This is a genomic window from Streptomyces sp. NPDC018693 (assembly GCF_044391385.1).
Taxonomy (GTDB): Bacteria; Actinomycetota; Actinomycetes; order Streptomycetales; family Streptomycetaceae; genus Streptomyces.
Map to the genome: position 1 here is coordinate 130,669 of NZ_JBIRZZ010000016.1, position 26,762 is coordinate 157,430.

At 73.9% G+C, this 26,762-nt stretch carries 15 protein-coding genes and 1 pseudogene; 3 read left to right on the top strand and 13 right to left on the bottom strand.

Annotation, left to right across the window (positions count from 1 at the left end; genetic code table 11):
• Positions 1–30: 30 nt before the first annotated feature.
• The 3 genes from ACH5AC_RS31680 to ACH5AC_RS31690 are packed head-to-tail and all read right to left on the bottom strand — an operon-like array spanning position 31 to position 3,057.
• Entirely contained in the window at positions 31–1,119 is a 1,089-nt protein-coding gene (locus ACH5AC_RS31680; protein WP_398865688.1) for a hydrogenase expression protein HypE, read from the bottom strand.
• Complete coding sequence (locus tag ACH5AC_RS31685) at positions 1,116–1,661, bottom strand: hemerythrin domain-containing protein (RefSeq protein WP_398865689.1); 546 nt, start codon at positions 1,659–1,661, stop codon at positions 1,116–1,118. The genes ACH5AC_RS31680 and ACH5AC_RS31685 overlap by 4 nt, the downstream gene beginning before the upstream one ends.
• Positions 1,648–3,057: a hypothetical protein gene (locus ACH5AC_RS31690; protein ID WP_398865690.1), complete on the bottom strand. Its 1,410-nt coding sequence runs from the start codon at positions 3,055–3,057 to the stop codon at positions 1,648–1,650. The genes ACH5AC_RS31685 and ACH5AC_RS31690 overlap by 14 nt, the downstream gene beginning before the upstream one ends.
• A gap of 193 nt (positions 3,058–3,250) precedes the next feature.
• Here ACH5AC_RS31690 and ACH5AC_RS31695 point away from each other — a divergent pair, with 193 nt between their 5' ends.
• Positions 3,251–4,225, top strand: coding sequence for an NAD(P)H-dependent flavin oxidoreductase (locus tag ACH5AC_RS31695; RefSeq protein ID WP_398865691.1), 975 nt, complete (start codon positions 3,251–3,253; stop codon positions 4,223–4,225).
• Positions 4,226–4,240: 15 nt separating this feature from the next.
• Here the strand turns inward: ACH5AC_RS31695 and ACH5AC_RS31700 are convergent, their stop codons facing one another.
• From ACH5AC_RS31700 to ACH5AC_RS31730, 7 genes are all read right to left on the bottom strand, one after another.
• Complete coding sequence (locus ACH5AC_RS31700; protein WP_398865692.1) at positions 4,241–5,842, bottom strand: acyl-CoA synthetase; 1,602 nt, start codon at positions 5,840–5,842, stop codon at positions 4,241–4,243.
• Positions 5,839–6,948 (bottom strand): NAD(P)H-dependent flavin oxidoreductase, encoded by a 1,110-nt coding sequence (locus ACH5AC_RS31705; protein WP_398865693.1) that lies wholly within the window; start codon positions 6,946–6,948, stop codon positions 5,839–5,841. The genes ACH5AC_RS31700 and ACH5AC_RS31705 overlap by 4 nt, the downstream gene beginning before the upstream one ends.
• 106 nt (positions 6,949–7,054) lie before the next feature.
• Positions 7,055–7,246: a DUF2795 domain-containing protein gene (locus ACH5AC_RS31710; RefSeq protein ID WP_398865694.1), complete on the bottom strand. Its 192-nt coding sequence runs from the start codon at positions 7,244–7,246 to the stop codon at positions 7,055–7,057.
• Between the two features lie 79 nt (positions 7,247–7,325).
• On the bottom strand, positions 7,326–8,894 hold the full coding sequence (locus tag ACH5AC_RS31715) for a phytoene desaturase family protein (protein ID WP_398865695.1): 1,569 nt from the start codon (positions 8,892–8,894) through the stop codon (positions 7,326–7,328).
• A gap of 112 nt (positions 8,895–9,006) precedes the next feature.
• Positions 9,007–11,451, bottom strand: a complete 2,445-nt coding sequence (locus ACH5AC_RS31720; RefSeq protein ID WP_398865696.1) for a tetratricopeptide repeat protein — start codon at positions 11,449–11,451, stop codon at positions 9,007–9,009.
• Positions 11,433–12,356 carry an oxygenase MpaB family protein gene (locus ACH5AC_RS31725; protein WP_398865697.1) on the bottom strand — a complete coding sequence of 308 codons (924 nt, stop codon included), beginning with the start codon at positions 12,354–12,356 and terminating at the stop codon, positions 11,433–11,435. Before ACH5AC_RS31725 ends, ACH5AC_RS31720 begins: the two co-directional genes overlap by 19 nt.
• Positions 12,357–12,435: 79 nt before the next feature.
• Positions 12,436–13,209: a hypothetical protein gene (locus ACH5AC_RS31730; RefSeq protein ID WP_398865698.1), complete on the bottom strand. Its 774-nt coding sequence runs from the start codon at positions 13,207–13,209 to the stop codon at positions 12,436–12,438.
• Positions 13,210–13,295: 86 nt separating this feature from the next.
• Here ACH5AC_RS31730 and ACH5AC_RS31735 point away from each other — a divergent pair, with 86 nt between their 5' ends.
• On the top strand, positions 13,296–13,868 hold the full coding sequence (locus tag ACH5AC_RS31735) for an ArsR/SmtB family transcription factor (protein ID WP_398865699.1): 573 nt from the start codon (positions 13,296–13,298) through the stop codon (positions 13,866–13,868).
• A 40-nt stretch (positions 13,869–13,908) separates the two neighbouring features.
• Here ACH5AC_RS31735 and ACH5AC_RS31740 read toward each other — a convergent pair whose 3' ends face one another.
• Both ACH5AC_RS31740 and ACH5AC_RS31745 read right to left on the bottom strand, forming a co-directional pair.
• Positions 13,909–24,654 (bottom strand): amino acid adenylation domain-containing protein, encoded by a 10,746-nt coding sequence (locus ACH5AC_RS31740; protein ID WP_398865700.1) that lies wholly within the window; start codon positions 24,652–24,654, stop codon positions 13,909–13,911.
• Entirely contained in the window at positions 24,614–25,903 is a 1,290-nt protein-coding gene (locus ACH5AC_RS31745) for an MFS transporter (protein ID WP_398865701.1), read from the bottom strand. Before ACH5AC_RS31745 ends, ACH5AC_RS31740 begins: the two co-directional genes overlap by 41 nt.
• Positions 25,904–26,262: 359 nt before the next feature.
• On the opposite strand from ACH5AC_RS31745, the pseudogene ACH5AC_RS31750 reads away from it, so the two are divergent.
• A pseudogene (locus ACH5AC_RS31750) lies at positions 26,263–26,403 on the top strand (hypothetical protein); the annotation flags it as partial.
• A gap of 255 nt (positions 26,404–26,658) precedes the next feature.
• Here the strand turns inward: ACH5AC_RS31750 and ACH5AC_RS31755 are convergent.
• A partial coding sequence (locus tag ACH5AC_RS31755; RefSeq protein WP_398865712.1) for an RICIN domain-containing protein occupies positions 26,659–26,762 on the bottom strand: 104 nt, incomplete at its 5' end.

A 26,762-nucleotide genomic window follows, 5' to 3' on the forward strand; every position in this document is an offset into this window, starting at 1 on the left:
TCCTGTTTGCTCGGAGTCCGCGGCGGTTTCTCAGGGGCGCCAGTACGGGTCGTAACCGCTGGTCAGCGCCGGTTCGTTGTGGTGCCACCTGGCTTCGCGGTTCACAGCCATGCTGGTGATGCCGCGCATCCGGCGGATGAAGGCGCCGTAGGGCTTGATGAGGATGGTCGACAGGGCGCCGCCGGTGGGCTCGTCCATGAACGGCATGAAGGCGTCGGGGAAGCCCGGCATGGTGCAGCCGATGCAGATGCCGCCGACGTTGGGGCAGCCGCCGATGCCCGACATCCAGCCGCGCTTGGGCACGTTGCAGTTGACCACCGGGCCCCAGCAGCCCACCTTCACCTGGCACTTGGGCGCGTTGTAGTCCTTGGCGAAGTCGGCCTGCTCGTAGTAGGCGGCGCGGTCGCAGCCCTCGTGGACGGTCTTCCCGAACAGCCAGGTGGGGCGCAGCATGTGATCCAGCGGGGGCGGCGGGGCGGCGCCGGCCGCGTGGTACAGCACCCAGACCAGGGTTTCCATGAAGTTCTCCGGCTGGATGGGGCAGCCGGGGACGTTGACGACGGGCAGCGCGCCCTGCGTCCTGTAGTCCCAGCCCAGGTAGTCGGACAGGCCCATGCTGCCGGTCGGGTTGCCCGACATCGCGTGGATGCCGCCGTAGGCGGCGCAGGTGCCGGCGGCGACGATCGCCCAGGCCCTGGGGGCGAGCCGGTCGATCCACCAGTTGAGGGTGAGGGGTTCGCCGGTCTCCGGGTCGTTGCCGAAGGACGTCCAGTAGCCGTCGCCCTCGATGATGTTCTGGTTGGGGATCGAGCCCTCGATGACGAGGATGAAGGGCGCGAGGTCGCCGCGGGCCGCGGCCCGGTAGGGGGCGAGGAAGTCCTCGCCGCCCTGGCTGGGCGAGAGCACCTTGTTGTACAGGTGCACCTTGGGCAGGCCGGGCACCAGTCCGGCGACGAGGTCCTCGATCGACGGCTGTCCGGCGGCGGTGAGCGAGACGGTGTCGCCGTCGCAGCTCATGCCCTCGGAGATCCAGAGGATGTGGATCTCGTCGAAGCCCTCGCGCCGCTCGCCGCGCTCGGGCTCCTGACTGACCTCGGTGGTGCCGCTCTCGACGGTCATGTCCTCGGCCTCCGTTGCAGTCGGTCCCGGGCCCGGTCGTACGCGGCGGCCACCGGCGCGGCCAGGGTCAGGGCGGGCGGACGGTCCGGGGCGTGCGGGTGGGGCCGGGTGGGCGCGCCGTACTTGGCCCTGGCCAGCGCCTCCCCGAGGCGGTCCAGCTGTTCCTGGGGTACGGCCGCGCGCAGCCGGGGCAGGAACTCCGCTTCCTCCTCGCGGACATGCTCCTCGACCTCGGCGCGCAGCTCGTCGACGAGGCCGTCGGTGCGTTCGTCGCCCTCGGACAGCCGGTCGAGGGCGAGCAGGGTCTTCTTGACGGCCATGTGCTCGCCGAGGTGCCGGTCGACCTCGCGGGCGCCGTCCGGGAGCGTCTTCCTGGCGAGGGGGTAGATCAGCATCTCCTCGAGGGCCGCGTGCTTGGACAGCTCCCGCACGATCAGCTCGACGACGGCTCGGCGCTGCTTGTCGGAGGCGGCGGCGTGGTAGTTGCGGAACAGTTGCTCCACCATGCGGTGGTCGCGGACCAGTACCTCAAGGGCGTCCATCGCGCCCTCCCTCGTCAGTGGGGGTCAGGGGCATGAGGGGGGTGACCTCGTGGGGGCGGAAGTGGTGGAAGCGGCCGTACCAGCCGTTGAGTTCCGCCGCCGGGTCGTCGTCGAGCGTGACGGCGAGGTGCACGCTGCCGTCCACGTCGTGGAGTACGGCGGCCACCGTGGCGGTGCGGCCGGCGAGGAACATGTCCTGCGCGTCGGCGCCCCGCCCGGCCGGGCACAGCCGTACGGCGCTGCCTGCGGCGACCGGCACACCGTCGACGAGCACGCTGTCGGTGGTCGGGGAGAGCCCGTCGTCGCCGCCCTCCTGCCACCAGGGGACGCGGGTGGTGGGCGCGGCGGGTTCGAGGGAGCGGATCGCCCCGTGCAGCCGGGCGAAGATCTCCGGCGGCATGGTCTCCACGCGGTCGAGGATGTCGGCGGCGCGCGGGTCGGTGCCCCGGGCCTCCCGTTTCTCCTCGTCGGTGAGCAGCAGGGTGCGCAGCGAGAGGATCTCGTCGATCTCCGCGGCGTCGTGCAGGTCGCCGGGGCTCTCGGGGGCCACCTGAGGGTGGTCGGGCAGGAGGATCGGCGCGGACAGCATGGTGCCGGCCTCGCCTCCCAGTACGGGGAAGGTGTGGATGTTGCGGCAGGTGTGCGAGGGCGGCGGGTCGGTCAGGGACAGGAACTCGGTGCTGTCGCCGCCGATGAGGGTGTGGGTGGCCAGGAGGGCGTGGCGCAGGGCCTCGGCGCGGGGGGTGTCGGCGCCGGGTGAGGGGCCGGTGTTCTCGGTGCGCACGCGGAGCCGGTGGAGCGGGATCGGGCCGCCCTCTTCCAGCCGTTCCGCCCGCAGGGTGGTGACCGCCTGGCAGGACCGGCGTCGGCGGACGACCCGGCCGGTGCCCTCGGGGAGCGGCTCGGTCTTTTCACCGCCCGGGGATCCGACCGGCACGCGGTGGTCGCCCGCGAGCAGACGGTCGAGCGGGACGGTGATGTCCACCTCGCGGGGCACCGCCTCGTCGAAGGTGAGATGGACGGCGTCCCCGGCCGTGAGCGACTCCACCGGCCGGTGCCGGCCGTCGGGCGTCCGCTGTTCGACCTGCTTGTGCTGGAGTTGCAGATAGCGGACCCTGAGCCGGATCACGGCCGTGGGAGCGGCCCGCAGCAGGCACTCCGTCTGCTGGTACCAGGAGTCCACCGAGCCGGACAGGCCCGGCGGGACGGGGCCGTCGCGCTCGGCCCACGCGCGCGGGGTGAGGACGCCGAACTGCCAGCGCACCCGGTTCTTGGGCGAGGACCGGCGGTACGGGTAGAGGAGGTAGCCCTCGTAGAGGACGGCGTCGGCGACCGCGCGCAGGCGCCGGAAGCCGTCGCCGGCCACCGTCCCGGCCCGTGCCTCGTCGATCGTCATCCCGCCTCCTCGCGCCGTCGGCTGCCCGTACGTCGGCCATGCCTTCCACGACCGTCACACGCCTCACACCCGACCGCCTCTCACGGCCGAACGGGGCTGGGCCACTCGGGCTACGGCCGTCCGCTCCCCGTGCCCGGCCCTCGGCGGCGGGGCAGGCTGTGGGGACCGGACCCCGGAGCGCTGGGAGGCACGGATGCTCCGCACCCCTCTGTGTGACCTGCTCGGTATCGAGGTGCCGGTGATCGGGGCGCCCTTCGGCCCGTTGGAGGAGGTCGATCTGGCGGCGGCCGTGTGCGCGGCGGGCGGGCTCGGCAGTGTGGGGACCGGAGGGCGTCCGGTGGACGGTCTGCGGGAGCAGTGGGCGCGGCTGCGGCGGCTGACGGACCGCCCGTTCGCGATCAACCACACCATGCGGCCGTTCGACGAGGAGGCGTTCCGGGCGACGCTTCGGGCGCGGCCCGCCGCCGTGTCGTTCCACATCGGTGTGCACGCCGACCTGGTGGCCCGGGCCCGTGACGCGGGCGTGCCGTGGATCCAGCAGGTGCAGGATCTCGCGGAGGCCGAGCAGGCCGTCGCCGCCGGTGTCGATGTGATCGTCGCGCAGGGTGGCGAGGCGGGCGGGCACGGCGGTGAGGTGGCCACGATGGTTCTGGTGCCGCAGGTCGTGGATGTCGCCGGCGGGATCCCGGTGGTCGCCGCGGGCGGCATCGCCGACGGGCGCGGGCTGGCGGCGGCGCTGGCGCTGGGCGCCCAGGGGGCCGTGCTGGGCACCCGGCTGCTGGCGTCGACGGAGATGGCGGTCGCCGACGCGTGGAAGCGGCGGATCGTCGACGCCGACGCCGGGGACGCCGTCAAGATCGTGCGGCACGAGCGGATCCTGCCCCCGTTCTCCCGCCCGGGCTGCCGCAGCGTGCCGCGCTCGCTGCGCACGCCCTTCCTGGACGAGCTGGCCGACCACCCCGAGCGGTTCGCACCGGCGACGACCGGGCCGCGGCTGCTCCAGGCGGCCCGGGAGGGGCGGGCGCACGAGTACGTCCCGCTCGCCGGGCAGTCCGCGGGCCTGGTCCACGACATCGCACCGGCCGGGGAGATCGTGCGGCGGGTGGTGGCGCAGGCGGAGGACGTGCTGCGGTCACGGGCCGCCTACGTCCTGCCGTACGGCGGCTGAGCCGAAGGCGCCGGATCAGACCGGGCGGGTACGGCCCTCCCAGTACGGGTCCCGGAGCCGCCGCTTGTACAGCTTGCCGTTGGGGTCGCGGGGCATCTCGGTGACGAAGTCGATGCTCTTCGGGCGTTTGTAGCCGGCCAGGCGGTCGGCGCAGTGGGCGAGGAGGGCGGCGGCGAGGGCGGGGCCGGGTTCCTGGCCGGGGGCCGGTTCCACGACGGCCTTGACCTCCTCGCCCCAGTCGTCGTGCGGGATGCCGAAGGCGGCGGCGTCGGCGACGGCGGGGTGGGCGAGCAGCACGGACTCGATCTCGGCGGGGTAGATGTTGACGCCACCGGAGATGATCATGTCGATCTTGCGGTCGCGCAGGAAGAGGTAGCCGTCCTCGTCGAGGTGGCCGAGGTCGCCGACGGTGAAGAAGTCGCCGATGCGGTTCTTCCGGGTCTTGTGCTCGTCCTTGTGGTAGGCGAAGCCGCCGGTGCTCATCTTCATGTAGACGGTGCCGAGTTCGCCGGGCGGCAGCCGGTTGCCGTCGTCGTCGAAGACGGCGAGTTCGCTGATCGGCCAGGCCCGGCCGACGGTGCCCGGCTTCTTCAGCCAGTCCTCGGCGGTCGCGAAGGCGCCGCCGCCCTCGCTGGCCGCGTAGTACTCCTCCACACAGCTCCCCCACCAGTCGATCATGGCCCGCTTGACGTGGTCGGGGCAGGGCGCGGCGCCGTGGATGGCGTGCCGCATCGACGAGACGTCGTAGGACCGTCTGACGGGCTCGGGCAGGGCGAGCAGGCGGTGGAACTGGGTCGGGACCATGTGGGTGTGGGTGCACCGGTGGGTGTCGATGAGGCGGAGCATCTCCCGCGGTGTCCACTTGTCCATGAGGACCAGACGGTGGCCGATGTGCAGGGACGCGCCCGCGAACTGCAGCACGGCCGTGTGGTAGAGCGGCGAGCAGACCAGGTGGACGTTGTCGTCGAAGGGCCGGATGCCGAAGATGCCGAGGAAGCCGCCGAGGTACGCCTCCTCGGGGAGCTTGCCGGGCAGAGGGCGCCGGATGCCGCGCGGGCGGCCCGTCGTACCGGAGGTGTAGTTCATGACCCAGCCGAGGGTGCGGTCGGCGGGCGGCGACGCCGGTTGTCCGTCGAGGAGTTCGGCGTACGGTCTGAAGCCCTCGGTCTCGCCGACCGTGTACCGGTGAGTGGCGGGCAGGCCGGCCTCGTCGGCGGCCCGGCGGGCCGCGTCGCCGTAGCGGGCGTGGGTGAGGAGGACCTTGGCGCCGGAGTCGGAGACGATCCAGGCGATCTCGGGGGCCACGAGGTGGTGGTTGACGGGGACGAGATAGAAGCCGGCCTGGGTGGCGGCGAGGTAGGCGGTGAGGAACTCGGGGCCGTTGGGCAGGACGACGGCGAAGGCGTCGCCGCGCTCGAGACCGGCCGCGCGCAGACCGTGGACGAGACGGTTGACGTCCGCGTGCAGCCGGCCGGCGGTCCATTCCTCGCCGTCGGGGGCGATCAGCACGGTGCGGTCGGGATCGGCGGTGGCCTGGGCCCAGAACCCGGCGGGGAGTGCGGTCGGGGTGGCGGCCGTGGGTGTGTCCGGTGTGTCCGGGCCGGGGGTGTTCGTCACTGGCCGCTCCTTCCGGCGATGCGGTCGAGCCGGGCGACGGCCTGTTCGAAGCCGCGGGTGAGGTCGTCGACGACGGCCTGGACGCCGCGGACCTCGTTCATCCGGCCGACGATCTGGCCGACGGGCGTGCCGAGGAGCGGGTCGACCTCGTACTTCTGGATGCGGGAGACGGCCTCGGCGACCAGCAGCCCCTGGAGGGGCATCGGCAGGGTGCCGGGGCCGGTCGGGTCGTCCCAGGCGTCGGTCCACTCGGTGCGCAGCTGGCGGGCGGGTTTGCCGGTCAGGGCGCGGGAGCGGACGGTGTCGCCGGAGCCTGCGGCGAGCAGTTTGCGGGTCAGGGCGGGCGAGCTGAGTTCGGCCTCGGCGGTGGTCAGCCAGAGGGAGCCGAGCCAGACGCCCTGGGCGCCGAGGGCGAGTGCGGCGGCGACCTGGCGTCCGGTGCCGATGCCGCCGGCGGCCAGGACGGGCAGCGGGGCGACGGCGTCGACGACCTCGGGGGTGAGCACCATGGAGGCGATGTCGCCGGTGTGGCCTCCGGCCTCGTAGCCCTGGGCGACGACGATGTCGATGCCCGCCTCCCGGTGCTTCTGGGCGTGCCGGGCGCTGCCCGCGAGCGCGGCGACCAGGACGCCCTGTTCGTGGGCGCGGGCGATCACATCGGCGGGCGGGGAGCCGAGGGCGTTGGCGAGCAGTCGGATCGGATGGTCGAAGGCCACGTCGAGCTGACTGCGGGCGACCTGCTCCATCCATCCGGTGATGCGCCAGCCCGACGCCTCGCCCTGGGGCAGTTCGGGCACGCCGTACCGGGCGAGGGTGTCGCGGACGAACGCGCGGTGCCCCTCGGGGATCATCGCCTCGACGTCGGCCTCGGTCACCCCCTCGACCTTCTTCGCCGGCATGACGACGTCCAGGCCGTAGGGTCGGCCGTCGGTGTGCGCGTCGAGCCAGTCGAGGTCGCGCTTGAGGTCGTCGGGTGCGGTGTAGCGGACCGCGCCGAGCACCCCGAGACCGCCCGCCCGGCTGATCGCCGCGGCGACGGCGGGGAACGGCGTGAAGCCGAAGAGGGCGTGCTCGACTCCCAGTTTCTTGCTCAGCTCCGTCTGCATGGGCGCAGGATGCCCCAGACCCCCCAAGGACGGAAGAGGTTTTCTGATGCACCGTCAGATCTTCTGAGGCACCGCCCGGTCCGGCCGGGGCCGTGGAGCGCGGTGACTATCGGTTGAACACCGCCTTCTGCACTTCGTTCGGCCCGTCGAAGTGGTCCTCCTTCAGCCCGTCGAGCCGACTGACGACCTCGCGGTCGGCGTGGTTGCGGCGGGCGCGTTCGACGAGGTCCTTCTTCTCGGCCGGGTACTCCATGCCCTTGAGGGCCTTCTGCACGTCGGTGGGGCTGAGGTCCGCCATGAGAGCCTCCCGATGAGGTCCGTTTCATCCGGCTTTGCCCAGTACCCCGCCCTACGTGGTGCATGCGATTCGCCGCGGATCAGTCCCCGCCCCGCTCCAGGACGGCCATCGCCGCGTTGTGGCCGGGCACCCCGCTCACCCCGCCCCCGCGCACCGCGCCCGCCCCGCACAGCAGCACGTTGGCGTGCCGGGTCTCCACTCCCCAGCGGCCGGTGCCCTCCTGGGCGTACGGCCAGGACAGCGCGCGGTGGAAGATGTTGCCGCCGGGCAGGCCGAGGTCGCGTTCCAGGTCGAGCGGGGTGCGCGCCTCGACGCAGGGGCGGCCGTCGGCATCGGTGGCCAGGCAGTCGGCGAGCGGCTCGGCGAGGTGGGCGTCCAGCTGGGCCAGGGTGAGCTTCAGCAGTTCCTCGCGTACGGCGTCGTTGTCCCGTGCGAAGAGCCGGGCGGGCGTGTGCAGGCCGAAGAGGGTGAGGGTCTGGTAGCCCTGGTCGACCAGGGCGGGGGCGAGGATCGTGGGGTCGGTCAGCGAGTGGCAGTAGATCTCGGAGGGCGGCGCGGCGGGCAGCTGTCCGGCGGCGGCCTGGGCGTGGGCGGTGGCGAGCTGGTCGTAGCCCTCGGCGATGTGGAAGGTGCCGGAGAACGCCTGGCGCGGGTCGACGGAGGTGTCGCGGAGCCTCGGCAGCCGCTTCAGCAGCATGTTCACCTTGAGCTGGGCGCCCTCGGCGGGTTCCGGCGGGGTGTCGCCGGTGAGGGCGGCGAGCGCCTGCGGGGAGGCGCCGACCAGGACGTGCCGGGCGGCGACGACGCCTTCGCCGTCGGCCGTGCGGTAGGTGACTTCGGCGGTGCGCCCGTCGGTGTCGATACGCACGGCCTCGTGGCCGGTGGCGAGCACCGCACCGGCGTCGCGGGCCGCCGCGGCGAGGGCGTCGGTGAGGGCGCCCATGCCGCCGACGGGCACGTCCCAGGCGCCGGTGCCGCCGCCGATCACGTGGTACAGGAAGCAGCGGTTCTGGGCGAGGGAGGGGTCGTGGGCGTCGGCGAAGGTGCCGATGAGCGCGTCGGTGAGCACCACGCCCCGCACCAGGTCGTCGGCGAAGCGGTCCTCGATGGCGGCGCCGATCGGCTCCTCGAAGAGGGTGCGCCAGGCGTCCTCGTCGTCGATCCGGTGGCGCAGCTCGTCCCGGGTGGGCAGCGGTTCGGTGAGCGTCGGGAAGACCTTCTCGGCGACCTGCCCGGTCATGCCGTAGAAGCGCTGCCACGCCGCGAACTCGCGCTCGCCGCCGGTCAGCCGCGCGAACGCCTCCCGGGTGCGCCGCTCCCCGCCGCCCACCAGCAGGCCGGTGGGTCGTCCGCCGCGCTCCACGGGGGTGTACGAGGAGATGTCGCGGGCCCGGACGCGGAAGTCCAGGGCGAGGTCGCGCACGATCTTCTTCGGCAGCAGGCTGACCAGGTAGGAGTAGCGCGACAGGCGGGCGTCCACGCCGGCGAAGGGACGGGTGGAGACGGCGGCGCCCCCGGTGTGGTCCAGCCGCTCCAGCACCAGCACGGACCGTCCGGCCCGGGCCAGGTAGGCGGCGGCGACCAGGCCGTTGTGACCGCCGCCCACGATCACGGCGTCGTAGCTGCGGGTTCCCTCGTGTGCGGACATGGTCCTTGGTAACACGCGGTGATCCACATCGGCCAGACAGGCGCGGGCGGACGGCGGTGCCCGCGACCGGCCCGCCCCGGACGGCTCGGGTCCGCTGCCCGCCGTGCCGGTCTCACGCCCCGCCCGCCTGCCGGCGCCGCCGCAGCACCGCCGCCCTGCGGTGGAGTCCGGCGGCCTGCGCCCTCCTGCCGAGCCGCTCCAGGCAGTGCGCCTCGTCGTCGCGGGCCGCCAGGGTGTCGGGGTGGTCGGAGCCCAGGACGCGCTCGCGAACGGCGGCGACCCTCCGGTACTCGGTGAGGGCGTCGGCCCAGCGGCCCAGCCAGCCCAGGGCGACGGCGACCTCGCGGTGGCTGACCAGGGTGTCGGGGTGGTCCGGGCCGAGGACGCGGCCGCGGATCGCGCACACGTCGCGAGCCTCGGCGAGGGCCGCCTCCCAGCGGCCGAGGCGGCCGAGGTTCACCCCGAGGCCGTGGCGGGCGCGCAATGTCTCCGGGTGGGCCGGGCCGTGCACCCGGGCGCGGTCGTCGATCAGCTCGCGGTACAGCCGCAGCGCCTCCTCGCTGCGGCCGAGGCGGCCCAGGCTGATGCCGGTCTCGTAGCGGGCGGCGAGGGTGTCCGGGTGGTCGGGGCCGAGGGCGCGGGCGCGGGCGGCGGCCACCTCCCGGTAGGTCCGCAGCGCGTCCGCCCAGCGCCCCGACCGGCCGAGGGCGTAGGCCACTTCGTAGCGGGTGACGAGCGTGTCGGGGTGCTCGGGGCCCAGCACCCGGGCGCGGGCGCCGGCGACCTCGCAGGCCATGCGGTACGACTCCTCGGTGCGGCCGAGCCGGCCGAGGTTGAAGGCGAGGTTGTGGCGGCAGCGCAGGGTGTCGGGATGGTCGGGGCCCGCGGTGCGCAGCCGGGCGGCCAGGACCGAGGTGTACACCTGATGCGCCTCGGCCGGCCGTCCCGACTGGCCCAGCACATACGCCATCTCCTGGCGGGCGGCGAGCGTGTCCGGGTGGTCGGCGCCGAGCACCCGGGTACGGACCGCGGTCACCTGCCGGTATTCGCGCAGGGCGTCGGCGGCGCGGCCGGTGCGGCTGAGAGCGAAGGCGACCTCGTAGCGGCTGGCCAGGGTGTCGGGGTGATCGGGGCCCAGCAGCCGGGCCCGTTCCGCGGCGACCGAACGGTGCACCTGCCCGGCCTCCGCCCAGCGTCCGAGCCGCGCCAGGCTGAGGCCGGTGCGGTGACGTCCCGCCAGCTCGGCGAGCACCTCGGCGGGCGGCTCCTTCGGGGCGGGCGCCGCCTTGACGGCCGTCGGGGCCGACCGGGGTGTCCAGGTGCCGGTCAGCCCGGCGCCCGCGTCGGGCGGTGTGCCATGCGGTCCGGGACCGGTGGCCTTGTGGCCGGTGGTCATACCCCGGGTCCACGACGGCAACGGCGGTGCGTCGGCGGCCGGGTCGACGGTCCGCAGGTCGAGAAAGCTCGGGTGGGCAGGGCGCGGGTCGGGAGGGCGCAGGCCGGGGGCGGCGCGTGGGTGGGGCGACTGCAAAGCGGAAGGGCAGGGGTCGGGCGAGCGCGGGTCGGACGGACGCGGGTCGGACGGACGCGGGTCGGACGGCTGGACGCCGGGGGCATGTGGGTCAAACGGCCGGAGGTCGGGGGCGTGTGGGTGGGGTGGGCGGAGGTCGGGTCGGGATGTCACCAGCGTCGGGACATAAACCGGGGTGGTGCGGCCCAGGTCGATGCGCCGGGCCAGTTCCCGTGCGTCGTGCGGGCGTTGCTCGGGCCGCTTGGCCAGCAGGTCCAGGATGATCCGCTCCAGGTAGTCGGGCAGCTCGGAGCGGAGCTCGCGGGGCGGCCGGGGCACGGTGTCCCGGTGGCCGACGAGGATCGCCCACGGGTCGTCGAGGTCGAACGGCGGCGCCCCGGTGGCGATCTCGTACAGCACACAGCCCAGCGAGTACAGGTCACTGCGCTGGTCCACCTCGGTGCCGCCGATCTGCTCCGGGGACATGTAGTGCGGGGTGCCGATGGCGACACCGGTGCCGGTCAGCCGGGACGTCAGCCCGATGTCGTGGCCGAGTCGGGCGATGCCGAAGTCACAGATCTTCACCGTGCGGTCGGCCAGCCACACGATGTTGGCGGGCTTGAGATCACGGTGCACGACGCCCTGCCGGTGCGTGTAGGCGAGCGCGGCGGCGACCTGGTCGGCGATCTCCACCACGTCGGCCACAGGCAGCGGCCGCTGCCCGCCGTCCTCCAGCCGCTGGCACAGGTCGCGCCCGTCGAGCAGCTCCATGACGAGGAACAGCACGCCCTCGCTCTCACCGAAGTCATGGACGACCGTCACCCCGCAGTGCTGCAGCGAGGCGGCCACCCGTGCCTCCCGGCGGAACCGCTCACGCAGCACCCGGGTGAAGGCGGCGTCGTGCTGCGGGCCGGGCGGTTTGAGGCACTTCACGGCGACCTGCCGGCCGAGCGACTCGTCCCGCGCCCGCCACACTTCGCCCATGCCGCCGCGCCCCACCGTTTCGAGCAGTCGGTAGCGGCCCTGGATCAGCCTGCTGTCCCCCATGGCGTGCCGTCGCCCCCGTTCGCCCGGCCCTCCGCTGGCTCGTCCAGTATGGCGAGCACTCGCCCCACTTTGTACGGGGCCGGACGGGCCTGTGGACCGAGCCGGGCCATGGCCCGCAGGATGTGTTTCGGTGGCAGCTGCCAGCGCAGACGTGCGGGAACGCGGCGCAGCAGGGCACCCGTGGCACGCAACCGGCGGGTCACGACGGCGGGTTCGGGGGCCGGTCTGCCGTACAGCTCATGGGCGTACGGAGGCAGGGAGGCGTACGCCAGCCTCGCCACGCGCCGCCACAGCACGTCGCGCGCCGGGACGAGCAGGGGGTGCGTCGGCGGACGGAGCAGGAAGTCGTCGACGATGTGCGCCTCCTCTCCGGCGGCGAGTTCGGGCCGCACCTTCTCGAAATACGCCTCCATTTCCGCCCTGGTCGCGGGCACGGTGTCGGGGTCGAGGCCCACCAGGCGGGCGCTGACACGATGTTCGGCGAGATAGCGGTCGGCTGCGGCGTCGCTCAGGGGATATCCGGAGCGGCGCGCGACGTGCAGATAGGAGTCGATCTCGGCGCAGTGCACCCACAGCAGCAGCCCGGGTTCGTCGACGCCGTACCGCTCCCCCGTGTCCGGGTCGGTCGCCGAGATCATGCGGTGGATCTTCCGCACCCTGGCGCCGGCCCGCTCGGCGGCCTCGGTGGTGCCGTATGTCGTGGTGCCGACGAAGTTCGCCGTGCGCATCAGCCGGCCCCAGGCGTCACGCCGGAAGTCGGAGTTCTGCAGGACACCGCGCACCGCGCGGGGGTGCAGGGCCTGAAGGTAGAGCGCCCGGACCCCGGCTATCCACATCATCGGATCCGCGTGCAGCTGCCAGGTCACCGAGGACGGGGTGAACAGCCCCGGGTCGGCCTCGCTCATACGGTCCACCTCCGCGTACGCCCGTTCGACCACGATGGCACGGCGCGTGAGCCGGGTACACACCGCCGGGCGCGGTCGCTCAGGAGCCCGCGGCGGTCTCTCCGTAGGCCCGGAAGGCCACCCTCGCCTCCAGGTCGAGGAAGTTGGCGCCGGCCGGGGACGGAAGGCCGAGCACCGCGTCGAGCACCGGACCGAGGAGACCGCAGCCCGAGGTGCGCGGGGCCGTGAAGGCGTGGTCGGCGACACCGAAGCCGACGACCAGGGGCTCCCGGGTGACGACACGGGGCGGGACCGTCTCCTTGAGGACGAGCCGCACGGGCTCGGCGTCGGTGCCTATGGAGCAGCCCGGCGGCACCCCGGGGCCCCCGAGGCGGAAGGTGAGGTCCAGTTCTCCCCGGCGCTCGTCGTCGGAGTGGAAGTCGGACCGGCCGCCGTACTCGGGCGTGATCGTCAGGGCGGTGCCCCGGACGCGGGTCGGTCCGGCCGTCATCGCGCCGAAGACCTGGCGGTACTCGCCGTTGTCCGTGCCCTCGGCGAAGGTGATCGTCATGGCGTCGGCGAGCGGTTGGTCGATGCGGCCGAGGGTGAGGCGGGCGTCGGCCGTCATGGCCTCGCAGCGCCAGGCAGCAGGATCCGCACCCTCGGGCAGCGCGGTGAGGGCCGGGCAGGCGGCGAAGTCGAAGTCCGCCCCGGCCGTGCCGGCGTGGGCGGGAGCCGCCGTCGCGCCCGCGCTCAGCACGGCCAGCGCGGCCGCCGTCAGGGCGAGGCGTCGGGCCCGGCGCGCGGGGACGGCGGCGGCCGTACGGGTGGGGTGAGACATGGCGTCCTCCGGGTCGCAGATCACATCGGTCACTAGGAGTGCTGTCGCTCTGCGACCCAGCATTACAGAGAATTCTCTGCAGAGAAAGCTCTGCAGAGAATCACCTGTAGTATTCCTCTGTGAGCGAACAGGAGCGGCAACAGCAGCCCGAGAGCCGGACCGTCAGCGACCCCGCGGCCCTCAAGGCCCTGGCCCATCCGCTGCGGCTGAAGATCCTGCGCCATCTCGGCATCCACGGACCGGCGACCTCGACGACCCTCGCCGCGGCCCTCGGCGAGAACACGGGCACCCTCAGCTACCACCTGCGCCAGCTGGAGCGCGGCGGGTTCATCGAGGACGCCCCGGACCGCCCCAGCGGCCGCGAGCGCTGGTGGCGGGCGGTGCGCGGACGGGACGTACGGCGGCCGCCGCAGGAGGGGATGACCGAGAGCGAGCGGGCCGTCGCGACCACCCTCGACCGGATGCGGGCCGAGGAGGACATGGAGCTCGTACGGCGGTTCACCGCCGAACAGGCCGACGCGCAGGCGTGGTTGCGGGGCTCGCGGAGCCTGAGCCACCTCACCGCCGAGGAGGTCGACGCCTTCCACGACGCCTATCTGGAACTCCTCGCCCGTTTCTCCCGCGGCCCGGAGGAGGCCCCGCCCGGCGCCCGGCCGGTCCATCTGCGGTGGTTCGCCCTGCCCGCCGACTGAACCAGGCCCGGGCCGGCGGGCTGTCAGGCTCCTCCGCTCGTCACCCCCGCACACCGTCGCGGGGCCCGTGCGGGTCCCTCGTGACCTCCTCCAGGGTCCGGGTGAGCCCCGCCGCCCATGCATCGACGGTGGCGGGCGTGAACAGGTCCGTGGAGTACTCGAAGGTGGCGGTGATGATGTCGCCCCGGGGTTCCAGCACGACGTACAGCTCGTTGCGGGCCACTCCCGAGGTGGGCAGGGCGCGGACCGTGGCCGCCGCCGGCCGCAGGTCGAGGGCGGGCGGTGGTGTGGTGACCACGGTGAACAGCACGGTGGGGAAGAGCGTGTCCCCGGTTCCGGGCGCGACGAGTTCGACCACGTCGTTGAGCGGCAGCTCCTGGTGGTCGAGCACGGTGAAGAGCGTGCTGCCCAGCTGGGTCACCAGGTCGGCGAAGGTGGGCGCCGCGCCGAGCCGGGCCCGCAGCAGCACCGCGTCACCCAGCAGGCCCACCACATCGGCCCGTTCCGGACGGGTGCGGTTCGCACTGGACGCGGCCAGCACCAGGTCGGCGGGATCGTCCGGGCACACCCTCCCCAGCCAGGTCGCGAACGCCGCGGCCAGCACGGCGTAGGGGGTGGTGCCGAGCCGGGCCGCGGTGTCCGCGACCCGCTGGGGTGTGTCACCGCCGATGACCCACCGGTGCAGGGCCCCCCGGCCGGACAGCCGCTCGGGCCGGGGCCGGTCGCAGGGCAGCGCCGGGCGCAGGGGTACGCCGTCGAGTTCGGCGCGCCAGAACCGCTCCAGCCGGGCCCGGCGTTCACCGCCGAGCGAGTGTTCCGCGCGGGCGCAGTCGGTGAACCGTACGGCGGGCGCGGGCAGCGCGGTGTCCTCGCCGCGCCGCAGGGCGTCGTAGAGCTCGCCCAGCTCCCGCCAGACGATGCCCATGGACCAGCCGTCGGACACCGCGTGGTGGAAGACGGTCACCAGCACCCACCGGTCCTGGCCGAGTCGCGCCAGGCGGAAGCGGAACAGCGGCGCGCGGTCCATCGCGAACGCCTCGGACGCCTGCTCCTGGCACCACCGCTCGACGAACGCGGCGTCGTCGGCGTGGGCCGACAGATCGGTGACCGGGAGGTCCACCGGTACCTCGGCCAGGATCTCGACCAGGTACTGCCCGTCGCGCCGTACCGTCCTGCCGCGCAGGGCGTCATGGCGCGCCACCAGGTCCCGCAGGGCCCGGGTGAGGAGTGGCGGGTCCAGCTCGCCCCGTACGTCGACGCGGTGGGCGATGTTGTAGACGCTCGGGTCGGTGCGCTCGTGGTGGCGGCGCCACAGACGGCGCTGGGCGGCGGTCATCGGCGCGGTGTCCACCACCCGGTCCGCGGCCGCGGCGCGTTCGCAGCGTGCCGCCACGCCGCGGATGGTCGGTTCGAGGAAGAACTCCGCCATGGTCAGCTCGGTGTCGAGCTCGTCCGTCATCTGGTGCAGCAGGCGGATCGCGCTCAGCGAGTGTCCGCCGAGCTCGAAGAACGAGCGGGTCACCGGGACCTGCTGGGCGCCGAGTTCGTCGCACCACAGTTCGTGCAGGATCTTCTCCAGCCGGGTGGCGGGGAGTTCCTCCGACTCCAGGTCCTCGCCGCCGGCGCCGGGCAAGGGGGCGGGCAGCCGATGCCGGTCGAGCTTGCCGGAGGTGTTCACGGGGAGCCGGTCCAGGCTCGCCCAGTGGCGCGGCACCAGGTGGTCGGGGAGTTCGGCGGCGAGGGCGGCGCGCAGTCGGCGCAGTTCGGCGTCCGGTACGGCCGGAACCACATACGCGACGAGTTCCGCCTCGCCGTGCCGGTCGCGCCGGGACACCACGGCCGCGTCGCGCACCCCGGGCAGCGCGGTGAGCGCGGTCCGGACCTCGGCGGGTTCGACCCGTCGGCCACGGATCTTGACCTGGTCGTCGGCGCGGCCCTGGTACTGCAGGGTGCCGTCCGTGCGCCAGCGCGCCAGGTCCCCGGTCCGGTACCACACCTCACCGGTGCCGTCCGGGAGGAAGGCGGCCGCCGTCTCCTCGGGCCGCGCCAGGTAGCCGGACGCGACGGGGACGCCGCCCACGTGGATCTCACCGACTGCCCCCACGGGGACCGCCCGCCCGGACGCGTCCAGCAGACGGACGCGGGCGCCGGGGACCGGGGCACCGATCGGTGGCCATTCCTCGCCCTCGGGGTCGACCCGGTGCGAGGTGACGATGATCGACGTCTCGGTGGGTCCGTACTGGTTGTGCAGCACGCACCGGGGGTGGGCAGCGAGGAAGCGACGGAACGCGTCCGTCAGTTGCAGGGCCTCGCCGGCAGAGAACAGCTCGCGCAGGGTGGGCAGCTCGGGGCCGGTCTCGATCAGGTACTTCAGCGGGGTGCAGGGCATGAACAGGCGCTGCACCCCGTGGTCGCGTACCGCCTGGGCCACGGCCGCGGGATCGTGCCGTACCTCGTCGTCGATCAGGACGAGCGCGGCTCCGGAGGCCAGCGTCGTGAAGATCTCCTGCACGCTGACGTCGAAGGCGGGCGAGGTCCACTGCAGGGTGCGCAGCGCGGGATGCTCCCGCAGGTGTGCCTGGACGAGGTTGGCCGGGCCCCGGTGGGGTACGACGACGCCCTTCGGATGGCCGGTCGAGCCGGAGGTGTGGATGCAGTAAGCGGGGTCCTCGGGGCGTACCCCGTCCGGCACCGGCCCGTCCGGGAGGCCGGCGTCGACCTCGTCCGTCCGCTGCACGGGCACGCGTGCCCCGAGTTCCGGATGCCGTGCGCGTGCGGACTCGCAGGTCAGCAGGAGGACGGGGGCGCCGTCGTCCAGGAGCGTGGCGAGCCGGCGGGTGGGCAGGGTGGGGTCGAGGGGCAGATAGGCTGCCCCGCTCTTGAGTACGGCCAGCAGGGCGGTGATCAGTTCCGGGCCGCGCGGCAGCAGCACCGCCACGCGTTCGCCGCGAGCCGCGCCGCGCCGCCGGAGCTGCCGGGCCAGCCGGTTGGCGCCTGCCTCCAACTCCCCGTAGGTGAGGTGCTGCCGACCGCTGATCAGGGCGACGGCGTCCGGCGTCCGGCGCGCCTGCGCCTCGAACAGGCCGTGCAGGATGCCCGGCGCGCCGGGAGCCGACGGCTCGTCCGACTCCCCCGTCCGGGCCAGGGCGACGCGGTCCGTGTCGTGGGCCGACGGCTCGTCCAGGTGCCCCATCCGGGCCAGAGCACAGCGGTCCGCGTCCGTCACGGCGGTCAGGTCACCGAGCGGCGCGCCGGGCCTGTCGAGGGCGCGGCGCAGGGTGTGCTCCACGTAGTCCACGAAGCGGCGTACGGTGCTCTCGTCGAAGAGGGCGGTGTCGTACTCGACCATGAACCGCACGCCGTCCCGGTGGTGCGTGAAGTAGACGCTGAGGTCGAACGGGGCGCGTGCGCTCGGCGTGTCGAGCAGGGTGGCCGTCAGCCGGGGCGGGTCGAAGTCGGCCTCGCCCTCGTTCTCGTACTCCACCATCACCTGGAACAGCGGGTTGCGGCCGGGGTCGCGGCGCGGGTTCAGCGCGCCGACCAGTTCGTCGAAGGGGACGCCCCGGTGTTCGAGGGCCGCGGTAGTGGCGGCCCGTACCCGGTGGAGCAGGGCGGGGAAGTCGGGATCGCCGCTGAGGTCCATCCGCAGGGGCACGGTGTCGAGGTAGAGGCCGATGTGCCCCTCGGCGCCGGCGGGGCGGGTGGCGACAGCGGTGCCGAGCACCACGTCCCGCCGGTCCGCGAAGCGGCCCAGCACCGCGCCGACGGCACCGGTCAGCACCATGAACAGGGTGACGCGGTGCTCGGCGGCGAACGCCCTGAGTCGTCCGACGAGTTCGGCGTCGAGCCCATGGGTGAGGCCGGCGCCGGCTCCCGATCTGACCGGCGGGCGGGGCCGGTCGGTGGGCAGGTCGAGGTCAGGTGCGCCCTGCAGTTCGCGGCGCCAGAAGTCGAGGGAGGCGGGGTCCGGCAACGGCTCCGGCACCGGCTCGGGCAGGGGCGGCAGCTGGGGGTCGCCGTCCGGTCGGGCGCGGTAGAGCGCGGCGAGATCGCGGATGAGCACGGTCGTCGACGGTGAGTCGAACACGATGTGGTGGGCCATCAGGAAGAGCAGGTGCCGCTCCTCGGACAGCCGTAGCAGCCGGGCCGTGACCAGGGGCCCGGTGGTCAGGTCGAGGAGCCGGTGCCGCTCGTCCGCGAGGGTGGCGCGCAGCGCCTCCTCCTCCGTGGCCCCGGTGTGGTCGTCGACCGGGCAGTCGAGCCGGACGTAGGGGCGGATCTCCTGGTACGGGACTCCGGCCTCGTCGCCGAAGACCGTGCGCAGCGCCGGATGCCGGTCCGCGACCCGTTGCAGCGCGCCTCGCAGGGCGGGGACGTCCAGCGGGCCGTCGAGGCGGATCGCCTTGGGCTCGTGGTACATGCGGGTTCCCGGATGCAACTGCTCCAGGAACCAGATGCGGCGCTGCGCGGGCGTGAGCGGCGCCCGCCGCGGCCGGTCCGGCCCCGCCGGGGCCATGGTGTCGTCCCGCGCGCCGCGCCGCACCCGGTCCAGCACCGGCAGCGCCGCGAGGACCCGGTCCCGGTCCACGCCGAAGTCGACGAAGCAGGCGATCTCGTCCGCCCCGGCCGCCGTCAGACGGCGCACCGTCTCGGCGGCCGTGCGCTCGTCGCCGATGAGGGCGCGTGACGCGCAGTAGCGCTCGTAGGCCCGGCCGAGCAGGAACTCCACGTCCTCCTCGGGGGTGTTGTCCAGGTCGACGTCGAATCCGAGGCTGTTGGTGACCTGGTCGAAGAGGGACAGCGAGGAGCGCAGGTACGACACGAAGGGCCGGTACGCCTCGGCACGGGCGCGTGCCGCGTCGTCGCCCAGGTAGGTGTGGACCAGGACCACGACCCGGCCCGCCGCGGGGTCGAGTCCGTGCTCGGCCCGGGTGCGGCGGTACAGCGCGATGTTCTCCGCGAGCTGCTCGACGGTCTGCGTCATCAGGTTGGTGACCACGCCGAGGTCGGCGGCGGCCGCCCGGCGGTAACTGTCGGGGTTGCCGACGACGGCCGCGTACAGGGGGATGCTCGGCTGCACGGGGTGCGGGTGCAGGCGTACCTCCGTGGTCTCGCCGTCGCCCGCGGTCACCGTGACCGGCTGCCCCGACCAGAGCCGGCGTACGGTGTCCAGCTGTTCGTACATCACCTCGCGGTGCCGGCCGAAGTGGTGCGGGGCGAGCGCGAAGTCGGTGGCGTGCCAGCCGCTCGCGACGCACAGACCGGCCCGGCCGCCGGAGATGTTGTCGACGACCGACCACTCCTCGGCGACACGGACGGGATGGTGCAGGGGCAGGACCACGGAGCCCGCGTGCAGCCGGATGCGGCTGGTCCTGGCGGCGAGCGCGGCGGCGAGCACGGAGGGGTTGGGGAACAGGGCGCCGAAGGAGTTGAAGTGGCGCTCCGGGAACCACAGGGCGTGGAAGCCGCTCCGGTCGGCGAACTCGGACGCCTCCATGATCAGCGCGTATTTGTCGCCGCTGTTGTTGTCCTGGGGGTAGTCGCCGAAGAAGTAGAGGCTGAAGTCGGGGCCGGTGGTGGGCTCCGGCTCCTGCTGCGGTTGAGTGGGCACCGGCTCAGTGCGGTCCGGCGGCGGTGCGGTGGGCGGGGTCAGGGCGTCCAGTTGGCGGGAGATGACGTCGGTCACCTGGTCGACGAGGTGCTGGGCGAGCTTCAGCTGCTGTGCGAACAGGTCGTGCAGTTCGGGTTGTCCCGTCTCCGTGAGTACCGGTGTCGGTGCTGGTGCCGTCTCCGTGGGTACCGGTGCCGGTGCTGGTGCCGGTTCCGTGGGTTCGGGCCGGCCCCCGCGCAGGCCCGCCAGGTGCTCGGCCAGCTTGCGGGGCGTGTCGGCCGAGTCGAAGAGTTCCCGGACCGGGACACGGACGCCGAAACGCTGCTGGAGGTCCGTCGTCATGCCCATCAGGGAGAGGGAGTCCGCCCCCAGCTCGAAGAAGGAGCCGTCGGGTGTGACCTCCGAGGCGTCGCAGCCCAGCTTCCGGGCTGTCAACTCCCGTACGACGCCGAGGAGATCACTGGCATCGGCAGGCGGTACCGACGCGCGGGACCGTATGTCGTCGGACGCGGCCGGCGATACGGGCGGACGAGACCGTCCGTCGTCGGGCGCGGCCGACGGTACAGACGGACCGGACCGTCCGTCGTCGAACGGCAGCGGACGCCTCCGCAGCGGGTGGCCCGGCAGCGGCACCCGCCCCCCGCCGCCGTTGACCGCGTGCCAGCGCGGCTCGGCTCCCCTGCCGTAGAGCCGGCCCAGCGTGGTCAGCAGTCCGTGCGCCTGGTCGGTGCCCTGGGTGCCCCCGCCCTGTCCGCGCAGCCAGCGGCTCGCGGGAGCGCAGTGCCGGCCGAGGCCGGTGAGGGTGTCCCCGGCGCCCAGCTCCAGGAAGTCCGCGCAGCCCTGGGCGACCGCGGTGGCCATGGCCAGGTCGAAGCGGACCGGCTGCCGCGCATGGCGGCAGAGGTGGTCGGCGTCGACGGTCCACCCGGCGGGGCGCGCCGCGCCGTCGGCCGTGGTCACCAACGGGACACGGGTCGGACGGTACGTCACCCGCCCGGCCACGGCACGGAACTCGTGCAGGGCCGGCTCCACGGCGGCGGAGTGGAACGCCCGGTCCACGGGCAGCGCCCGTCCGCGCAGCCCCTCCTCTCCGAGCAGCCGTGCCGCCTCCCGCAGGGCCTGCGGCGGGCCGGAGATCACCTGGGCGCGGGGTCCGTTGGCGGCGGCCGGTTCGGCTCCGGCGGCCCGGGCGATACGGCGGACGGTGTCGGGGTCGGCGCTGACCGCGAGCATGCCGCCCGGCGGGCACAGGGTGTGCATCAGCCGCCCGCGCCATGCGGTCAGGCGCAGACCGTCGTCGAGGGTGACGGCGCCCGCGGCGTACAGGGCCGCGTACTCGCCGATGCTGTGGCCGAGCAGCAGCGCGGGGCGGACGCCCAGGTCGTGCCAGACCTCGGCGAGTGCCGCCTGGTGGGCGAACAGGGCGGCCTGGGCGGTCTCGGTCGGCCACACGGCGTCCGGCGCGTCCGGCGCGTCCGGCTCCTTCAGCAGCAGCGCCAGCAGGCTGCCGCCGAACTCGGCCGCGTAGACCTCCTCGCACCGGTCGAGCACCTGCCGGGCGGCCGGGAGCGTGGCGTGGATGCCGCTCGCCATGCCGAGGCGGGCGCTGCCCTGTCCGGGGAAGGCGAACGCGAGCGGACCGAGCGGCGGTTCCGCCTTCGGGAGCGGAGTGTTCTCCAGGGCGTGGGCGAGTTCCCCGGCCGTGCGGCCGACGGCCGTCGTCCGTGCGGCGCGGTGCGGTCGGCCCAGCGCCAGGGTGGCCGCCACGTCGGCGGCCGAGAGGTCCGGCCGCTGCCGCAGCCGGTCCGCGAGCGCCGTGGTGAGCTCGGCCAGCGCTTCCTCGTCGCGGGCCGACACCGGTACCAGGACGGGCCGTTGCGCCGTCGGAGCCGAGGGGCGCGGCGGGGCTTCCTGGAGGACCACGTGGGCGTTGGTGCCGCCCACGCCCAGGGCGCTCACTCCGGCCCGCAGCGGCGAGCCGCCCGGTGCCGTCCAGGGCCGTAGTTCCGTGCTCAGCGTCAAAGGGCCGGCGTCGAGGCGGAGTTCGGGGTTGGGGCGGGTCAGGTGGGGGGTGGGGACCAGGGTGCGGTGGCGCAGCATGAGCACCGTCTTGATCAGTCCGGCCATTCCGGCGCAGCTGTCGAGATGCCCGATGTTCGGCTTCACCGAGCCGACCGCGCAGAACCCGGTGCGGGTCGTGTCCTCGCCCAGCGCCCGGGCGAGCGCCTCGAACTCCACCGGGTCGCCCAGCCGGGTGCCGGTCCCGTGCGCTTCCACGTACGAGACGGTCTCCGCGGGGACGTCCGCCCTGCGCAGCGCCCGGCGTACGACGTCGACCTGGCCGGCGAGGCCGGGGGCGCTGAAACCGACCTTGTCCGCGCCGTCGTTGTTGATCGCGGAGCCGAGGATCACCGCGTGCACCGTGTCGCCGTCGGCGAGTGCCCGGTCGAGCCGTTTGAGCAGCACGGCCGCCACACCGTTGCCGCCCACGGTGCCGTCGGCGTCCGCGTCGAAGGCGCGGCAGCGTCCGGTGGGCGACAGGATCGAACCGGGGTGGCTGCGGTAGCCGGTCCCCTGGGGCAGGTGTACGGCCGCGGCGCCCGCGAGGGCCAGGTCCGTCTCGCCGGTCAGCAGCGCCTGGATCGCGAGGTGTACGGCGACCAGGGAGGTGGAGCAGGCCGTCTGGACGCCGATGGCGGGGCCGGTGAGCCCGAGCCGGTAGGCCACGCGGGTGGCCAGGAAGTCCGGCTGCCGGCCGATGGTGCTCTGCATGCCGGTGACGAGGTCGTCCGTCCCGCCGTGCACCCGCTCCTGCTGGTGGTCGTAGAGGTTCATGCCCGAGCCCGCGAAGACCCCGATCCTGGTGTCCGGTCCGGTGGCCGCGTAGCCGGCGTCCTCCAGGGCCTGGTGGCAGCACTCCAGGAACAGCCGGTGCGCGGGGTGGGTGAGGTGCGCCTCCTTGGGGCTCATGCCGAAGAACTCCGCGTCGAAGTCCTCGGCGCCGTCGAGGGCCCCGGCGACGGGCACCAGGTCGGGGGCCCGCCGCTGCTGCGGGGACAGGCCCGCGGCCGCGAGTTCGTCCTCGCCGAGGGCCCGGACGCTGACCACGCCGTCGCGCAGGTTGGTCCAGAACCGCTCCACCGAGTCGGCGCCCGGGAAGCGCAGGGACATCCCGACGACGGCGATGCGGTGATCCGCCGCCGTGTCTCCCGCAGGCGGGCCGGCGTGGTCCGTCCCGTCCGGTGCCCGGGTGGACAGATGGGCGGCGAGGGCGGCGACCGTGGGGTGTTCGAAGAGCGCCGTCTGGGGGATCGGTGTGCCCAGTCGCCGGGCCAGGCGTGCGCGCAGCCGGGTGAGGTGCACGGAGGTCAGGCCCAGTTCGTAGAAGGGGACGTCCGTGTCGGCCGGGCGTCCCAGCACCGCGGCGGTCTCCTCGCCCACCGTCCGCAGTACGTCGGCCCCGGTGGACGGTGTGCCGCCGGTCAGCCGCTCCCGCAGCGCGGCGCGGCGCACCTTGCCGGCCGGTGTTCTCGGGAACTCCGCCTCCGGTACGGGCAGTACATGGGTGGCCGTGAGGTGCAGCCGCGCGAACAGGGCGGCCTTCACCTCCCGGGTGATGCGTGCGTCCTCCTCGGCGCCGCGGCTCACGAAGAACACGGCCAGTTCCTCCGTGCCGCTGTCCGGTGCCGGGACGCCGCAGGCGGCCACCTCTCCCTGCCGGACACCGGAGACGGCGGTGGCGGCCTCCTCGACCTCGTGGCTGTGCACGTTGTGCCCGTTGAGGACGATCAGGTCCTTGCGGCGGCCGGTGATGACGACCTGGCCGCCGTCGAGGAAGGCGAGATCGCCGGTCTCCAGCCAGTCCCGTCCGGCGGGGAAGGCGGCCGTGTCCGCCTCCGGGTCGTTGACGTACCCGGCGGTGAGGCGGGTCGCCGAGTGCACCTGGAGGCGGCCGACCCTGCCCTCGGGCACCACCTCGCCGTGGTCGTCCACGATCCGCAGGGTGACCCCGTGCGCCGGCGAGCCGGCCGCGACGAAGGTCACGCACCGGTCCCCGGGCGTGTCGTCGTCGGCGGGTACGACATCGCCGCCCGGGCCGCTCTCGATCAGGCGGTGCACGGTGCCCGGGCGGTCCAGCCTGCCGTGGGTGACAGCGGTGACGGTCTCGGCCATGCCCCAGGCCGGCACGATGTGCTCCTCGCGGACGCCGTACCCGGCGGTGGCGTCGAGGAAGCGGCGCAGCACCGGCAGCGCGATCTGTTCGCCGCCGCACAGCAGGGACTTCAGACCGCCGAGGTCCCGGTGCGAGGCCGGCTGTGCGGCGAGTTCCTCCGCGACGAGCTGGTAGGCGAAGGTCGGCGCCCAGCTGTGCTGCGCCCGGTGCTCGTGGAGGAGGTCGAGCCAGCGCAGGGGTTCGGCCAGCACCAGCTCGGTCGGCGCGTGGACGTTGGCGCTCCCGGTGAAGACGGCGAGCACGTGGTACAGCAGGAACGCCCCGCTGTGGTCGACGGGCAGCCAGTTGACCATGGTGTCGTCCGGGCGGACGTCCAGGATCCGCCGGGTGCTCGCGGCGAAGTCCGCCAGTCCGGCGTGGGTCAGCCGTGCCGCCTTGGGGGCGCCCGTGCTGCCGGAGGACAGCATCAGCAGGGCGGTGTCGGCCGGGTCCGGCTCGGTCAGCTCGTCCGCGGGCGTGTCGGCGAGGCAGTCCTGGACGGCGACGACGCGCGCGGCGTCGGCGGCCTGTGCGGCTGTCGCGGTGTCGGCCGTGTCGGCGAGCACCAGCGCCGGTTCCAGTGCCGTACAGGCGTGGCGCAGGCGTTCCAGCGCGGGAGAGCCCGGTGCGGGGCGTTCCGCGAGGGACGCGGGGCGGGCGCCGCCGAGGACGCAGGCCCAGAAGGCGGGGAAGAACTCGGCGAGCGGCAGCCCGCACAGCACGACCGTGTCGCCGGTGCGCACGCCGTGCTCCCGCAGTCCGGTGAGCAGTCGCCGGGCCCGTGCCAGCAGTTCCGGATAGGGCCGTGAGGTGGTGGCGCCGTCCGGGTGCAGGGTGACGACCCCGGCCCCGGTGGCGGTGTCCGCGGTCCGCAGCAGCGCCTGGACGGCGTCGCGCGGATCGTCGTCGGTGTACTCCGGCTCAGGACCCGTGAGCAGAGCCTGCCCCCGTACGCGTTCCATGCGTGTCCTCTCTCTCCTGTGCGCTGGATGACGGCGGGCACCCGCCCGTGCCGCTGCCGGCGGCGGTGAACAACGCGACCGCTCCGCATACGGCGATGGCGTGGAAGACGGCCACGACGGCCGGGGCGGGCAGAGCCTCCAGTGCCGCGCCCGCGGCCACGGTGCCCAGCGCGAAACCGGTCGTCTCGGCCATGGCGGACAGGCCGAACAGCCGGCTGCGCTCCTGGTCGGGGGCGGTCTGAAGGCGTGAGGTGTAGACGATCTCGGTGCTGCCGTCCGCGAACCCCGCCGCCGCGGCCGCCGCCACCAGTCCCCAGGCGGGCAGCCCGGTGAACGCGGCGGTGAACGACAGCGACATCACGCAGGTGCCGACGGCGAAGGCGCGCTCGCTCCAGGCCGTGTCGTGCCGGCGGCGCTTGAGCACCTGGTGGGCGAGGAAGGTGCCCACCGCCCAGGCCGCCCAGAACCGGGTCATGAACCCGGCGGGGTCGGACGGCGCGCCGGTGTGCGCGACGACGGGCAGGGCGATGTTGTGCGAGGAGGACGCCAGGGCGTCGACGCCCCGCAGCAGGACCATGCCGAGCAGCAGCCCGCCGAGGCCCGCCGTGCGGCGGCGCGGCCGGGGCGCGCTCGCCGTCGGGGCGTGGCTCGGCGCCTCGTCCGTGCGGGGCCGCAGCGCGATGACCGCCGCGGCGGACACGACGAAGCTCGCGGCGTTGACGGCGAACGCCCCGGCGTAGCCGCTGTGTCCGATGACGGGTGCCGCCGAGGCGAAGCCGAGCACCGTGGCGACGGACCGTGCGCTGACCAGGACGCCGTTCGCCCGGACCCGGCCCCGCGCGCCCACCATCACGGGCACCGCGCTGCGCAGGGCGACGTTGAAGAGCGTGTTGCCCGCGCCCATGACCACCGTCACGGCGAGGAGCAGCCGGAGCGGGGGGTGCGCGGCGCACAGGGCCAGCACGGTCATGGCGGCGGCCTGGGCGAGGTCCGTGCCGATCAGCACGGTGCGGCGCGTGACCCTGGTCAGCAGTCGCCCGGCGACGAGACCGGCGCCGACTCCGCAGAGCAGCCGGGTGGCCATCAACGCGGCGACGCCGAGGGCGGTGCCGGTGACCTCGTAGGAGAACAGGCTCAGGGCGATCAGGTTCAGAAAGGTGCCGTACGCCGACACCGCGTGCGCGGCGACGAGGGCACGGAACCTCCACCCCAGGACCACCACCGCACTCCCCCGTCGCTCGGCAGCCACCGCCCGGACCCGCGACGACCCACGGCTGTCATGCCCGTGTCCGTGTCGCGCGGCGCCCGAGCACCGGTCCCGGGAAAGCTAACCCGGGAGCGCGGTGGGGCGGCGGGGAGGAACGCGGAGAGTGTCAGGTCGACCGGCGACGAGCCGGGCGATTTCGACGCGGTACCCGAATACACGGATCCGAACAAGGTCGAACCCCGGCTTGGACAGAAACCTTGACGAAGTATCAGGGCCTTCCTACGCTCACCTTCCCTGGGAGCGCTCCCACACCCCCACCGCCCCCACAGTGGAGGTCAATCGTGACCGACCTGCTCCGGCGTCCCCGACTGATCGGCGGTCTCGCCGCCGCCACCGCTCTTTTCACCACACTGCTCCACGACACGATGTACCGCACCGCGCTGGCCTGGCAGAACACCGCCTACAACCAGCCCCCGCACCCCAGCTTCTTCATCGGCGCCACCATGCCCACCGCGCCCCGTCCCACCGTCTTCACGCCCTGAAGGTGAGGGCGAGTCGTGACCACAGCTGCCAGGTGTCTCTACTGCATCGCGAAGGCATACCGGTGGCCGGTGCACCGTCGCCCGGCTGATGCGCGACCTCGGCCTTGAAGGCGCCCGGCGCCACCAGTTGGCGGGCCTTCTTCCTGTCCTGCCATGTATGAGCTGATCGCAGCCGGTGCCGTCCCCAGCGGGACCCGGCACCGGTGTCCTCCCGGTTCCGAGCCCGGAGAGGGCTCGGAACCCGGGAGTGGGGGGTCATCCGGCGGTCAGAGTGGTCCACTTCTGGTTGGAGCCGCCGTGGCAGTCCCACAGCACGAGCTGTGTGCCGTCGGCCGTGGAGGAGCCCGGAACGTCGAGGC